The organism is Nonomuraea angiospora, assembly GCF_014873145.1.
Taxonomy (GTDB): domain Bacteria; phylum Actinomycetota; class Actinomycetes; order Streptosporangiales; family Streptosporangiaceae; genus Nonomuraea; species Nonomuraea angiospora.
The window spans coordinates 2,180,080-2,193,356 of sequence record NZ_JADBEK010000001.1 but is presented as its reverse complement, the minus strand read 5'-3'; the positions used below and the strand labels follow the sequence as shown (position 1 = coordinate 2,193,356).

General features: G+C 71.2%; 13 protein-coding genes and 3 pseudogenes. 9 read left to right on the top strand and 7 right to left on the bottom strand.

Going from position 1 to position 13,277, the window contains the following annotated elements; genetic code table 11:
* Positions 1-3: 3 nt before the first annotated feature.
* Entirely contained in the window at positions 4-606 is a 603-nt protein-coding gene (locus H4W80_RS09940) for a TetR/AcrR family transcriptional regulator (protein WP_192784820.1), read from the bottom strand.
* Between the two features lie 100 nt (positions 607-706).
* On the opposite strand from H4W80_RS09940, the gene H4W80_RS09935 reads away from it, so the two are divergent.
* Entirely contained in the window at positions 707-1,756 is a 1,050-nt protein-coding gene (locus tag H4W80_RS09935) for a saccharopine dehydrogenase family protein (protein WP_192784819.1), read from the top strand.
* A gap of 272 nt (positions 1,757-2,028) precedes the next feature.
* The gene (locus H4W80_RS09930) at positions 2,029-4,797 is read left to right on the top strand and encodes a helix-turn-helix transcriptional regulator (protein ID WP_192784818.1); all 2,769 of its coding nucleotides are present in this window, start codon (positions 2,029-2,031) and stop codon (positions 4,795-4,797) included.
* A gap of 315 nt (positions 4,798-5,112) precedes the next feature.
* On the opposite strand, the gene H4W80_RS09925 is transcribed toward H4W80_RS09930, so the two are convergent.
* The 4 genes from H4W80_RS09925 to H4W80_RS60485 all read right to left on the bottom strand — a co-directional run bounded on the left by H4W80_RS09925 (position 5,113) and on the right by H4W80_RS60485 (position 7,332).
* The gene (locus H4W80_RS09925) at positions 5,113-5,508 is read right to left on the bottom strand and encodes an MFS transporter (protein WP_192784817.1); all 396 of its coding nucleotides are present in this window, start codon (positions 5,506-5,508) and stop codon (positions 5,113-5,115) included.
* Between the two features lie 134 nt (positions 5,509-5,642).
* Complete coding sequence (locus H4W80_RS09920) at positions 5,643-6,263, bottom strand: TetR/AcrR family transcriptional regulator (protein WP_192784816.1); 621 nt, start codon at positions 6,261-6,263, stop codon at positions 5,643-5,645.
* A gap of 58 nt (positions 6,264-6,321) precedes the next feature.
* Complete coding sequence (locus H4W80_RS09915) at positions 6,322-6,681, bottom strand: DoxX family protein (protein WP_192784815.1); 360 nt, start codon at positions 6,679-6,681, stop codon at positions 6,322-6,324.
* Between the two features lie 156 nt (positions 6,682-6,837).
* Positions 6,838-7,332 (bottom strand): TetR-like C-terminal domain-containing protein, encoded by a 495-nt coding sequence (locus tag H4W80_RS60485; RefSeq protein ID WP_318786783.1) that lies wholly within the window; start codon positions 7,330-7,332, stop codon positions 6,838-6,840.
* Between H4W80_RS60485 and H4W80_RS64460 the strand changes: the two are divergent.
* From H4W80_RS64460 to H4W80_RS09890, 4 genes and pseudogenes are all read left to right on the top strand, one after another.
* A pseudogene (locus tag H4W80_RS64460) lies at positions 7,238-7,663 on the top strand (FAD-dependent monooxygenase); the annotation flags it as partial. The gene H4W80_RS60485 and the pseudogene H4W80_RS64460 overlap by 95 nt on opposite strands.
* A gap of 266 nt (positions 7,664-7,929) precedes the next feature.
* Positions 7,930-8,040: pseudogene (locus tag H4W80_RS64455) on the top strand (TetR/AcrR family transcriptional regulator); the annotation flags it as partial.
* Positions 8,041-8,139: 99 nt separating this feature from the next.
* Complete coding sequence (locus tag H4W80_RS62580; protein ID WP_192784814.1) at positions 8,140-8,499, top strand: TetR/AcrR family transcriptional regulator; 360 nt, start codon at positions 8,140-8,142, stop codon at positions 8,497-8,499.
* A 132-nt stretch (positions 8,500-8,631) separates the two neighbouring features.
* The gene (locus H4W80_RS09890; protein WP_192784813.1) at positions 8,632-8,928 is read left to right on the top strand and encodes a hypothetical protein; all 297 of its coding nucleotides are present in this window, start codon (positions 8,632-8,634) and stop codon (positions 8,926-8,928) included.
* A gap of 22 nt (positions 8,929-8,950) precedes the next feature.
* Here H4W80_RS09890 and H4W80_RS09885 read toward each other — a convergent pair whose 3' ends face one another.
* The gene (locus H4W80_RS09885) at positions 8,951-9,544 is read right to left on the bottom strand and encodes a TetR/AcrR family transcriptional regulator (protein ID WP_192784812.1); all 594 of its coding nucleotides are present in this window, start codon (positions 9,542-9,544) and stop codon (positions 8,951-8,953) included.
* A gap of 70 nt (positions 9,545-9,614) precedes the next feature.
* On the opposite strand from H4W80_RS09885, the gene H4W80_RS09880 reads away from it, so the two are divergent.
* From H4W80_RS09880 to H4W80_RS62570, 3 genes and pseudogenes are all read left to right on the top strand, one after another.
* Entirely contained in the window at positions 9,615-11,000 is a 1,386-nt protein-coding gene (locus tag H4W80_RS09880; protein ID WP_192784811.1) for an amidohydrolase, read from the top strand.
* Positions 10,997-11,395: pseudogene (locus H4W80_RS64450) on the top strand (FAD-dependent oxidoreductase); the annotation flags it as partial. The gene H4W80_RS09880 and the pseudogene H4W80_RS64450, both read left to right, overlap by 4 nt.
* A gap of 31 nt (positions 11,396-11,426) precedes the next feature.
* The gene (locus H4W80_RS62570) at positions 11,427-12,077 is read left to right on the top strand and encodes an FAD-dependent oxidoreductase (RefSeq protein WP_264085972.1); all 651 of its coding nucleotides are present in this window, start codon (positions 11,427-11,429) and stop codon (positions 12,075-12,077) included.
* A 9-nt stretch (positions 12,078-12,086) separates the two neighbouring features.
* Here the strand turns inward: H4W80_RS62570 and H4W80_RS09870 are convergent, their stop codons facing one another.
* Positions 12,087-13,268, bottom strand: coding sequence for a cytochrome P450 (locus tag H4W80_RS09870; RefSeq protein WP_192784809.1), 1,182 nt, complete (start codon positions 13,266-13,268; stop codon positions 12,087-12,089).
* Between the last annotated feature and the right edge of the window lie 9 nt (positions 13,269-13,277).

The following is a 13,277-nucleotide window of genomic DNA, read 5'->3' as shown; positions in this document are numbered from 1 at the left end:
TGACTACGCACGTGCGGGCTGGGCGCGGTCGAGGCGATCGTGGATGGCCCGGCGCGCACGGTCGTAGGCGTCCGGCCGGCCGAGCAGCCGGCGGGCGTAGTTGGCCTGCAGGACGGCGGCGTGAATCTCGAAGATCAGCTGCTCGGCATCCACGTCGTCGGCGAGTTCGCCCAGGCGCTGGGCGAGGCGGATCTGCTTGTGCAGGATCTTGTCGCTGGTGAGCGCCACCTCGGCGATCGCGTCGCGGACGGGCCCTTCGCGGCCGTCGAACTCGGGGGCGACCGCGCAGAAGAAGCATCCGCCGTCGAACGTGTCGAGATAGCCGATCCAGGCGTCAGCCAGCGCCCGCAGCCGGGGGAGCCCGTCCTCGGCGCGTTCGGCCACGCGCAGGACCCGCTCCTCGAAGACCTGCGTCGCCGCCGCCACGATCTCCAGTTGCAGCTCCTGTTTGGTGCCGAACAGGCCCTGAACACCACTTTTGCTCATGCCCAGCGTGGTGGCGAGCTTGCCTAGGGTGATGCCTTCCAGTCCGTCGAGGGTGGCCACGTTCAGGGCACGCTCGAGGACAGCGCGGCGACGTTCGTCTCCGGGGCGGGTTGTCGGCATGCCGTCATGATACGTCGGAATACGATCGATCGCATTGACAAGTACGATCGTACGCTTCTATGGTCGGGGCATCGATCACGACGAGCAAGGAGAGTCCGACATGAAGGTCGCGGTGTACGGGGCGAGCGGCTACACCGGGAGACTGGTCACGGCCGAAGCGCGCCGCAGAGGGCTCGACGTGGTGGTCTCCGGAAGGGACGCGTCCCGGCTGCGGGAGGTCGCCGAAGGAGCCGAGGTCGCCGTGGCCGACGTGAACGACGCTCCGGCGCTGGCTCGCGCGTTCGAGGGTTGCGACGTGGTCATTGGCTGTGCCGGGCCGTTCTCCCACGTCGGCGACCCGGTCGTCCGGGCGGCCATCACGGCCGGCGTCCACTATGTCGACACCTCCGCCGAGCAGCTGTTCCTGCGGCACGTCTTCGACACCTACGCCGAGCAGGCGGAGCGGGCCGCGGTGAGCGTCGTCCCGGCGGTGGGCTTCGACATCCTGCCGGGCGACATGATCGCGCACCTCGCGGGGGCACGGGTCGAGCCGCTCGACGAGCTGACGATCGCCTACCAGACCAACGACTTCGACATGACCCGGGGCACCATCCGGTCATCGCTGCAGGTCCTGCGGGACGGCGATCTCGCCTACGAGGACGGGCGCTGGCGCTCCGCCGAGGGCCTGGCCGTCAAGCGCACGTCGTTCACCTTCCCCGGCCAGGCCGAGGAGAGGCTGACGGCGCGGTGGCCGGGCGCGGAGATCGTGACCGTTCCCCGTCACGTGCGGGCCCGGCGCGTCGAGATCATCACCGACGCGGCCGTGTTCGGCCCGGAGCTGATCGCGCTCACGCAGTTGCCCGCCGAGGAGGGGGACGCCATCATCGACCAGCTGCCCGAGGGTCCTTCCGAGGAACGCCGCCCCGCCTCCGGCTTCACCATCGTGGCCGAGGCTGTCGGCGTTGACGGCCGGCGCGCCACCGGCGTGGTGCGCGCCACCGACATTTACGGGAGCGCCGCGGTGTTCACCGTCGAGGCAGCGCGCCGCGTGGTTGCGGGAGAGGCCAAGGCCGGGGTGCTCAGCCCGGCGCAGGCGTTCGACTCGGCCGCCTTCCTGGACTCCCTCGCCCCGTACGGCGTCGAATGGAGCGTCGTCGCCGACGAGAAGTGAACGCGAGCTGACTAGTCGTTTGCCAGATTCGCACACGAAACCGTGCCTCTACCCTGAACAAGGCGAACCGCCCGGTGACTGCCCCGTCACGGTACATCGCCGCAGACGGGACCGCTGGGGGAGGGCGTTGTGCGCGGATCCGTGCTGGTGACCGGCGGATCAGGCCAGGCATCGGGGCCCTGGCCGGGGCGGCCGGCACCTCATCGTGACGAGGGCGGAAACGGACGGCGCCGGCAGCGTGGCCGGACAACGCCGGGCGAATGGGGATGCTCATGCTCATAGGGCGGATCAAGGAGCAGGCGGCGATCGATGGGCTGCTCGCCACTGCCCGGGCCGGGAAGAGCGGATCGCTCGTGCTGCGCGGGGAAGCCGGGATCGGCAAGTCGGCGCTGCTCGACTACGCCGCCGAGGCAGCGGGCGAGGAGATGCGGGTGCTGCGCGGGGCCGGCTTCGAGCCGGAGATCGAGCTGCCCTTCGCCGGGTTGCACCTGCTGCTGCGCGGCGCCGTCGACACCATCGACGTGCTGCCCGCCGCGCAGGCCCGGGCCCTGCGCGGCGCGCTGGGCATGGAGCCCGGCTTCAGCGGGGACCGGTTCCTGGTCGGGCTGGCCCTGCTCACCCTGCTGGCCGACCTGGCCGAGCGGCGCCCGCTGCTGTGCCTGGTGGACGACGCGCAATGGCTCGATCACGCCTCGGCTGAGGCGTTGCTGTTCGCGGCCCGCCGGCTGGAAGCCGAGGGAGTGGTGCTCATCTTCGCCGCCCGCGAGGACGAGCACGCCTTCCCCGCCGCGGGCGTGCCGGACCTGCACCTGACCGGGCTCGACACCAGCTGCGCCGCGGAGCTGCTGGCCACGTACGCCGGCGACCTGGCGCCGCGGGCACGCGAACGTCTCCTGCGTGAGGCCCACGGCAACCCCCTGGCCCTGCTGGAGTTACCCGCGCTGCTCACCGCGGCACAATCGGCGGACGAGTCACCCATCCACGCCTTCGGCATCGGTTCATGTCCCGCCCCCGGACGGGTGCACCACGCCTTCCGCGACCGCATCGCGCGCCTGCCCGAGGCGGCGCGAACGGTGCTGCTGGTGGCCGCGGCGGACGACACCGGCGCTCTCGACGTCGTCCTGACGGCGGCCCGAAAACTCGGCGTGGACCTGGCGGACCTCGACACCGCTGAGGCCGCGGGCCTGGTCCATGTCGGCGACGGGCGCGTCTTCTTCCGACACCCGCTTGTCCGCAGCGCCGTCTACCACCTCACCTCCCTGATGCGGCGGCTGGCCGCCCACCGTGCGCTGGCCGAGACGCTGGCCGGGCGGCCCGGCGACGTGGACCGCTGGGCCTGGCACCTGGCCGCGGCCGCCACCGGGCCTGATGAGGAGAGCGCGGCGGCGCTGGAGCGCAGCGCCGAACACGCGCGCGCCCGGGGAGGGCACGCGGCGGTGGCCGCCGCATGCGAGCGCGCGGCCCAGCTCAGCCCCGACCCTCGCGAGCGAGGCCGCCGCCTGACCCTCGCCGCCGCCGCGGCCGCCGAGGCGGGCCTGTACGAGCGGGCCTGCGAACTTGCCGACCAGGCGGCCTCGGACGTGGCCGACCCCAAGGTGCTGGCCTATCTCGCCCGCACCCGGGCGATGATCGCGATGGCGCACGGCGAGGTGGAAACGGCCCACGCGCTACTCACCGGCACGGCCGAGGCCATCATCGGCCAGGCGGAGGACGTCGCCATCGCGCTGTTCTTCGAAGCGCTCACCCCCGCCTGGATCGGCAGCAACTACGCGGCACTCGCGCGAACGGCCACCCGCGTGTCCGAGCTGCACAGCACGAAAGCCGGGCAGCTCCAGCCGATGACGCGGGTCCTGGCCGGCATGGGCGGCCTGGCCGGTGAGGAGCCGCCAGGGGGCCTGGCGTGGCTGCGCGACATGATCGAAGGTTTGCGCGACCGTTCCGAGCCGGCGGAGCTGCAGGAACGTGCCCAGCTCGCCATCTGGGACCTGGTGATCGGCGACGACACGCTGGCCCACGAAAGGGCCGTGGCCATCGAGCGCCAGTGCCGGGCCCAGGGCGCGATCGGGCTCCTGCCGCTGGCTCTCGCTCTGGTGGCGCGCTCACAGATGTTCCTCGGCATGCACCGCGAGGCGCTGGCCAGCGCCGAGGAAGGGCTGCGCATCGCCCGGGACACCGAGCAGGGCTACTACGCGGCGCTGCTCGTGGGCGTCCTGACGTACCTGGCCGCGATCGAAGGCGACGAGGAGCGGTGCCTGAAACTCGCCGAACAGATCGCCGACGTTCACGACGCCGCCACGGGCGGCATGCGGTGCGTTTCGCTGAACCTGCTCGACCTGTCGCTGGGCCGGCCCGAGACGGCTCTGCGCAGGGCCGAGGAGTTCGGTGCGTTCGGGCCCGCGGCCCGGACCGTCATGGTCATGCATCGCATGCCGGACCTGGTGGAGGCGGCGGTGCGGGCCGACCGCAACGACTTCGCCGTCGCGGCGTCTGAGCGGGTGCAGGTGTGGGCGGCGCAGACGCCGTCGCCCTGGGCGGATGCGGTGGCGCTGCGCTGCCGTGCGCTGCTGGCCTCCGACGAGGATGCCGAGCGGTACTACGAGCAGGCACTGCACCTGCACCTGCGGGGCGGCCGGCTGTTCGAACGGGCCCGTACGGAACTGCTGTACGGAGAGTGGCTGCGACGGCTGCGCCGGCGTGCCGACGCCCGCCACCAGTTGCGCTCGGCTCTGGACATCTTCGAACGGCTCGGCTCGCGTCCGTGGGCCGATCGGGCTCGCGCGGAGCTGCGTGCCGCGGGAGAGCGCCAGACCGGCGAGGGGCGTCTCTCCGAGGGCGTGTTGGACCGGCTCACCTCGCAGGAGCTGCAGATCATCCGGATGGCGGCCACGGGCCTGAGCAACAGGGAAATCGCGGCGCAGCTCTTCCTGAGCCCGCGCACGATCGGCTACCACCTGTACAAGGCATATCCGAAGCTCGGTGTGGCCTCCCGGGCGGAGCTGGCCAGGCTCGACCTCGACGAGGGCGGACATCTCACCGGCTGAGGCGGTAAGCCCTCCCGCGCCTTGGCAGAAATGGCCTCCGAGCAGGTGGCCGCACTACGGGAGCCAGCACTGGGCTGTTGACCGCCAGTTGGTCGAGGCGAGTGAGACGACTTACACCGCATCGCGAAATGACGCTCGCGATGTCGCACCGTTGATCAAGACGCGCCGAACGTCCTGTCCGCGGCGGAGGCGGGGCCGACCATGAGTGCGCCCGCCGCCGAGACGGCCGCGACCGTGGCGAGAGCGGCCGTGAAACGCTTGATCGCAGACATGTGTGTGCTCCTTGGGGGATTGTGGATCTTGCGACGGGTCACACTATTGAGCACGCGACGATCGTCGTGCATCAGTCAGCTGACCGGTGCCGTCCCCAAGCGCCCGGGGTACGAGCAGGGCGGCGACGGCGCCGAGCGTGGCGCAGCCCGCGAAAAGGTAGAAGTTCCACGTGTAGGACGCCTGCGCGTCCATGAGGACGCCCACCACCAGCGGCCCGAGGATGGCGCCGGTACGTCCCACACCCAGGGACCAGCCGAGCGCCCCAGCCGGGCGGGTGGGGAAGGAGGCCGCGACGAGGAGGAAGGAGGCGACGACCGTGGCGCGGTGCCCGAACCGGTCGCCGGCCGCGGCGGTGGCCCATGATCCCAGCGTTCCTCCGACGCTGAGCGCCAGCAGGGCGCCGATCGCCGGCCCCAGCGGGTATCCCGCCGAGAGCATGATGCGGGGCAGCCACGTGCCCAGGCCGTACCAGGTGAAGGCGGCCGCCCAGAAGCAGAGGGTGGCCGCCAGGTTGCGTCCACGGAAGAGGGGCTGGGCGGCCGGCTCCGGTGATGGCCGCTGTCGCGGGACGGTCAGGCCGAACCGGTGCGCGAGCGCCGCGGTGAGGCCGTCGGCATAGGTTGGCTTGCCGCTGCTGAGGTGTCCGGGACGAGCAGCAGGAGCAGCTCGTAGAGGGCACGCAGCCGGTCGGCGTCGACGGGCGGGAAGACGACCGTCGCGCCCACCGCGAGCAGGTAGGGCAGCAGGGCCGCGGTCCGGGCCTCCTCGTCATTGGCCACGGCCGGTCGCCACACCCTCTGGAGCGCGGCCAGCCGTGCCTCGTCGAGGCGGGTCTGCACGGCGCGTACGTCCGCGTCCCAGGTGGCCCAGGCCCGCAAGGCGATCTCCAGCTCGGGCCGGTAGAGGCCGGTGCCGTCGGGGCGGACGAGCCGCGTCAGGTGCGCGAGCACGGCGCGGGCGTCGGTCGATCCGGCCGCCTCGGTGATGGCACGGTCGAGCGTCTCCAGCGACAGGCGCTCGAAGTGCGCGAGGAGCTCTCGCTTGTATCCCTCGGCGCCGTCGAAGTGGTGGTGGAAGGAGCCTTTCGACAGCTTCAGCCGGGCGGCGATCCGGTCGATGCGAACACCCGCCGCACCCTCCTCCGCGAGGACCTTCAACCCCTCGTCCAGCCACCGGTCACGTGCCGCGCTCATTCGGCGAACGTAGCACAGGCGACGGGCCGGCCCGAGTGCGCGCGAGCGCCGGCCGGCCTCATGGCAGGAAGCTGTAGACGCCGGTGGCGATGCAGATCACGAGCATGCCGGTGGCGTTGAGGAAGAGGTTGCGGCCGAAGTCGCGGGCCCTGAGGTGCATCGTGATGGCGACGATGAAGTAGAGCACGAGCGCGGCGCAGGTGATGGCGGCGAGGTACGGCAGCCAGATGCCGGCGATCAGGCCGGCCGCCGCGGCGAACTTCAGCGGCGGCATCATCCACCAGTAACGCCGTGGCCAGTTCACGTCCTCGAAGCACTGGGCGATGAACGGGAGGGGCTTGATGCACATGACGGCGTCACCGGCCTGGATGAAGGCCAGGATGGCGACCGGCCAGATGGGGTCGGGCAATGCGTACATGTCTCTCCTCGGATCATCGGACGACGCACAACCTGACACGAACATACCATACGGTACGGTACGGCAATCGCCACCGGCCTGCCTCAAGAGATGGCAGCCGTCAGGGCTTGTCGCCGTCTCGCCGAAGATCTCTGACCCCCCGCGTTCCGGCGGCGTCTATCTCGGCGTGGCGAAGCCGTAGAGCAGGCCGTCGACCAGCGCAGAGATCTCTTCGGCACCGGGCAGGGGAGTGCCGTCGGCGACGCGGATGGAGATGACTCCCGAGATCAGGTCCGCGATCAGCTTGGCGTCGGTGCCGGGTGGGAACGTGCCGCGTTCGATCCCCCGATCCACCAGCGAGGCGATCAGCTCCAAGCGGCGATTCATGACCTCCCGGAACAGCTCGGTGAAGTCCGGGTCGCGGCACGTCTCGCCCAGCCCGTGCCTGAGCAGCATGCGCATCTGCGGCCTGCCGAACTCCCGCATGATGACGGTCAGCAGCTCGCACAGGTCGTTGCGGACGGAGCCGGTGTCGGTCAGGCGGAAACGGTCGAGACTGACCTGGGAGAACGCTTCGATGCGACGGCGCGCACAGCGCGGTGCCGACGACGGGGCCGCGCTGCTGCCGCCGTACGGCGACGGCTGGTTCCGCGCGACGATCTGGGACCGCACCCGCCAGGGCGTTCCCGTCGAGAAGCCGGTGGACATCGACGAGGTACGCGACGCGCTGCTCCGCATCACCGGTCGGGACCTGGGCGTGGCCGAGATGCGCTGGTCCACCCGGTTCCTGAGCGAGCGCCGTCAGGCGGGCGAGTACCGCGTAGGCCGGGTCTTCCTGGCGGGGGACGCGGCGCACGTGCACTCGCCGCTGGGCGCCATGGGCATGAGCACCGGCATCCAGGACGCGGCCGACCTGTCCTGGAAGCTGATCGCCGCCGACCGGGGATGGGCGCCGCCGTGGCTGCTCGACACCTACCAGTCCGAACGCCACCCGGTCGGCCAGACGGTCCTGCGCCTGACCGACACGCTGCGGCGCGTCGTCGAGGCACCCGCACCCGTCCGGGCGATCCGGCCGTACGTCTTCCCCCGCGTCGTCAACCACCCACGAGTCTCCGAAGCGGCCCGGCTGACGCTCTCGGGTCTGGGCATCGCCTATCCCGTACCCGCCGAGGTCACCGAGTCTCCGCTCGCCGGCACCCGCGTCCCCGACCTGCCGCTCCTGCTGGACGGGCGGACGAGCCGGCTGTATGAGCACCTCGGCGACGGCCGCTGCGTCCTGCTCGACACCGCCGCGAGCCTGCCGGCCGAGCAGCGCAGCAGAGCTTCGCCGAGCGCGGCTACACGGCCACCACCATCCGGGGCGTCGCCACCGCGGCCGACGTCGACCCAGCGCTGGTCCTGCAGTTCTTCGGCAACAAGGACGGGCTGTTCGACGCCGCCCTGCGGGTCGACCCGCCGACCCGGTCCCTGCTGAGGCTGGTGTACGAGGGCGAGATCGAAACGCTGGGGGAGCGGCTGCTGCGCCGATACCTCGAGCTGTGGGAAACGCCGGACACGGGAGCACGGCTTCTGGCGGTGGTGCGTGGAGCATCGGCGTCGCCCAGCGCGTCGGCGATGGTGTCGGCGTTCATGTCAGAGGAGGTGATGCTGCCCCTGGCCCGCGCCATCGGGGCGGATCACGCCGAGTTGCGGGCCAATCTGACGGGCGCTCACCTGTTGGGGGTGGCCACGGCCAGATACGTGCTGCGCGTGGAACCGCTCGCCTCGCTCGACCGTGAGCGGCTGGTCGCCGTCCAGGCCCCTGTCGTGCAGCGCCACCTCACCGGAGACCTCGGCTGACACCTCGCCGCGGCGCCGCGCGTCCAGATAAGCAGGCAGCGCCACGACCGTTAAGGGGCTGCGCTGCTCATCCGCGCTGCTCGCGGCACGGATCCGGCTGCGCGGAGTCAGGGAACGGGCAACCCGCGCTTCGTGGTGAGCCTGCGGGTCTCGGTCACGACGAAGACGACGGAGTGCCTCGCGATCCGCCTGATCTGCTTCAGCTCGCCGGTGGCCGCGGAGACGACCCGATCGTCGCGGGTCTCGCTGCTGCGCGAGCGCCTGGCGCAGCGGCCGGAGGAGGAGCACGAGGCCATCGTCGCCTTCCGCAAGCTGACCTTCAGGGGGCAGATCGCCAAGGCGCGCATGGAGATCCAGTGGGCCAAGGAGGGGCTGGCTCTGCTGGACGAGCTCGAGAGCAGAGGCGTGCCGCTTCGAGGCAAGCCGTAGTCCTGGCCTCGCACGCCTGAATTCAAGCGTCCAGGTAGCGTTGCACGCTGTCGCCCACGCTGGCGACGATGGTGTCGAAGTCCATGGAGGCCAGCGGCTCCAGCCGTAGCAGGTAGCGGCCGACGATGAGGCCGAGCCCCTGAGCGTGCACCAGGCCGGCCTTCGCCTCGATGTCGGGGTCGTCGGGGAATGCCGCTTTCAGGACGGGCAGGACCTGGTGGGTGAGTAGCCCCTGCACGGCCTTGGCCGAATCCTCGTGGGTCATGGCGGAGCGGTGCAGCGCGGCCATGGCCTCGTCCTCGCCGCGCTCCCACGGTTCGAGCGCGGCCCGGACGAAACGGCGTCCGATCTCCTGGGTGGGCACGCACGTCAGGTCCAGCGAGAGGAAGCCCGCCTTGGTGGTCAGCGCGAACAGGTCGGCCTTGCTGCCGAAATAGCGCACCACCATCGCGGCGCTCACCCCGGCGTCGGCGGCGATCGCCCGGATGGTGGCCCTGTCATAGCCGTCCTTGGCGAACCTGGTCCGTGCGGCCTCCAGGATCGCTCGCCGGGTCGGCGCCGAGCGCTCGCTGAAGCGCATGACCGGCGCCCACCCCTCGCCGCCTTTTTCGTCCATGCCGATTGACAATATCAGTACCCGTATGCATACGATCGTTTGCAAACGTCTGTTTACAGTAGAGGTGATCATGAAAATCCTCCTCCGCCGGCTGGCGTACGTGGCCACGTTCGACACCGAAGACAGGGAGCTGACGGACGCCGACATCCTCATTGACGGGCCACGCATCGCGGCCATCGGCCACGACCTGCCCGCCGGCGACGTCGAACGGGTCATCGACGGCACCGGCCTGCTCGCCCTGCCTGGGCTCATCAACGCCCACCAGCACCTGTTCCAGGCCTCGCTGCGCACCCTGCCGCCGCTGGAGCGCTCCGGCATGCCGCGCTTCCTCGACCTGCAGAACGAGCTGGTGCTGCGGCGCTGGCAGGAAGGCCGTTTCCGCGCCGCCGACATCGGCGCGATCGCCCGCGCCGCACTGGCCGAATCCGTGCTCGGCGGGGTCACCACCGTCGCCGACCAGCACACCGTCTTCCCAGGTGAGGAGCCGGAGCCGTACGTCGAGGCCGTCATCGAGGCCGCCGCCGAGGTCGGCGTGCGCCTGCACGCGGGCCGCGGCAGCGTGACCTTCTCCCGCACCCGCGGCGGCATGATCGACGACGTCTTCGCCGAACCGGTCGACGCCGTCCTCCGGCACGCCGAGCACCTGATCGCGACCCACCACGACCCCGAGCCGTACGCGATGACCCGCATCGTGCTCGCCCCCTCCGGGGTGGTCTCCGATGTGCCGGAGATGTTCCGGGCCTTCGCCGACCTGGCCGCGGCACACCCCGGCGTACGGCTCCACACCCATCTGCACCACCACGAGGACACCCGGCTCGCCCAGGCCAGGTTCGGCACCTCGCCGTGGCGGATCCTCAACGAGCACGGCTTCACCGGCGACCGGCTGTGGGTGGCCCATGGGGTCACGCCGCCGCCGGAGGAGATCGCCGAGTACGCGGCGGCCGGCATCGGCGTCGCCCACATCCCGGCCGCCGACCTCAAGCTCGGCTGGGGCCTGGCCCCCGTCCGCCGCTACCTCGACGCCGGCGTCACGCTCGGCTTCGGCACCACCGGCTCCATGACCAACGACGGCGCCAACCTGCTCGGCGACCTGCGCCTCGCCGCGCTCGCGCACCGCGCCCCCCGAACCGAGCCGGAGGAATGGCCCACCGCCAGGGAACTGCTGGCGATGGCGACCCGCGGCTCCGCCGCCTGCCTCGGCCGGCCCGACCTGGGCTCGCTGGCCGTGGGACAGGCCGCCGACATCTCCTGCTGGGACCTGACCACCGTCGACCGCGCCGGCGCGCACGACCCGCTGGCCGCCCTGCTGTTCACCGGGCTCAGCGACATCGCCGCGCTGGTCCTGGTCAACGGCATACCCGTCGTCGAGGGGGGCAAGGTCACCCGGGTCGACGTCGCCGCCGCCGCCCGGGAAGTGCGCGCGCTCTCGGTGGCTGACGTGGCGGGCCGGCGATGAGCGTTCAGGAGACCTTCGCCTGCGTCATCGGCGCAGGACCGGCAGGGCTGGTCACCGCCCTCGGCCTGGCCCGCGCGGGCGTGCCGTTCGTCCTGCTCGACGAGAACCACGGCCCCGTCAAGGAGTCGCGCGGCTTGGTCGTGCACGCGGGTGCTCTGGAGGTGCTCGACGAACTCGGCGTGGCCGCGGACCTGCTGGAGCGAGGCACGCCGGTGGACACCTTCCGCATCGCGGTGCGCGGGCGCGCGCTCATGCACATCCCGCTCGGCACCGTGGCCACCGCCTTCCCGTACCTCCTCATCGTTCCGCAGGCGGTTACGGAGAGCGTCCTGCGCCCGATGCGTCGTCGGCGCGGACGGCCTGCACAGCACCGTACGGGAGGCGCTCGGCATCGGCTTCCCGCAGCACACCTACGACACCGCGTTCTTGACCGCCGACGTGGACCTGGCCGGCGCGCCCGACCGCGCCCTGGCCCACATCACGCCCAGCCGTCACGGGCTGCTCTTCATGGCCCCGATGCCCGGCGGCAAGTGGCGCCTGATCATCTCCGTGCGCTCTCCCGGCGGCCAGCGCCCAGACCCGCCCACACTCAGCGAAGTGCAGGCGCATCTGCGGCGCCGCGGCCTGCCGCGGGCCACGGTCACCACCGTGCACAAGAGCGCAGGAGTCCTCCTGCACCACGGCCTCGCCGACGATTTCGGCCGTGGATCGGTCGCTCTGGCCGGGGACGCCGCCCACGTGCACAGCCCCGCGGGCGGAATGGGCATGAACACCGGCATCCAGGACGCCTATGACCTGGCCGCCACGCTGGCCGCCGTCCACGGCGGCGCGGACGCGTACGCCATGCTGGCCGGCTACCGGCGCCGCAGGATGGCTGCGGCCCGGCAGGTCGTCGGCTTCACCGACCGCCTGATGCGGCTCGTGAGCCTCGACACGCGGGCCGTGCACGTGGTGCGGACGGCGGCGTTCGCGCTGGCCGGGCTCGTGCCACCGCTCGGTCGACGCGCGGCGCTGATGGTGTCGTGCGTCACCCGCACCCCTGCCAGGACGGGAGCGCCCCGGCTCCCGTCACCGTGACGGGCAGGGTCACCATGTCACCGGGAGGCTGTGGAGCCCGTACACGTTCGCGTCGTGCTTGAACGGCAGCTCGTCGAAGGGCACGGCCAGCCTCAGACCGGGCAGCCGGCGGAACAGCTTCGTGTAGACGACCTCCAGCTCCAGCCTCGCCAGGTTCTGCCCTAGACACTGATGGACGCCGTAGCCGAAGGCCAGGTGACCCCGTGCCGAGCGGTGGATGTCCAACGTGTCCGGGTCCTCGAAGACGCGGGGATCACGGTTGGCCGAGGCCCCGGCCGCGATGAAACCTTCGCCTGCGCGGATGAGCATGCCGTCCACTTCGATGTCCTGTGTCGCCACCCGGGAGGTCGCCGCGTCGGCGATGGTGAAATAGCGCAGCAGTTCCTCCACCGCACCCGGCATCAACGACGGATCCTTCTTCAGCTCGGCGAGCTGGTCCGGGTTCTCGAGCAGCGCCACCGTGCCGAGGGAGATCATGTTGGCCGTGGTCTCGTGCCCGGCGATGAGCAGGGTGAGCGCCATGGCGGACATCACCTGGTGGTCGAACAGGCCGGCTTCCTGATATTTCACTACCAGGCGGCTCAGCAGGTCCTCTCCCGGATCGCCCACTTTGTGAGTGACGAGTTCGTGCAGGAACTCCCGCACTTCCCCCATGGCCGCCGTGCGCCGCTCGGCCGTGGTGCTCTTGCTGACGATCTCGGCGGTCCTGGCGTGGAAGAAGTCCCGCTCGGAGTACGGCACGCCGAGCAGCTCACAGATGACCAGGGAGGGAACCGGCAGCGACAGCGCCTCCACCAGATCGGCGGAGCGCGGGCCGGCCATGAGCTCGTCGATTCGCTGGTCCACGATCTCCTGGATACGCGGTCGCAGGCCCTGCACCCGCCGGACCGTGAACTCGGGGGTGACCATGCGCCGATGCCTGTTGTGCTCCGGCGGGTCCATCGTCAGGATCGAACCTTTGAGGTTCTGCCCGAACCCGGGCATGACCAGCGGAAAAGCGGGATGCGTGCGATCGGAGCTGACATGCGGGTCCGTCAGTGTCGCGCGTACGTTCGCGTGACCGGTGACCAGCCAGGCCGATCTACCGCCTGGGACCGAGACCCGGGTGACCGGTGCGCGCTCGCGTAGCTCGGTATATCGCGGTGGTGGGTCGAAGGGGCAGGTCCGCGGCATCGGGAAGTCTTCGCTCATGAATACCAC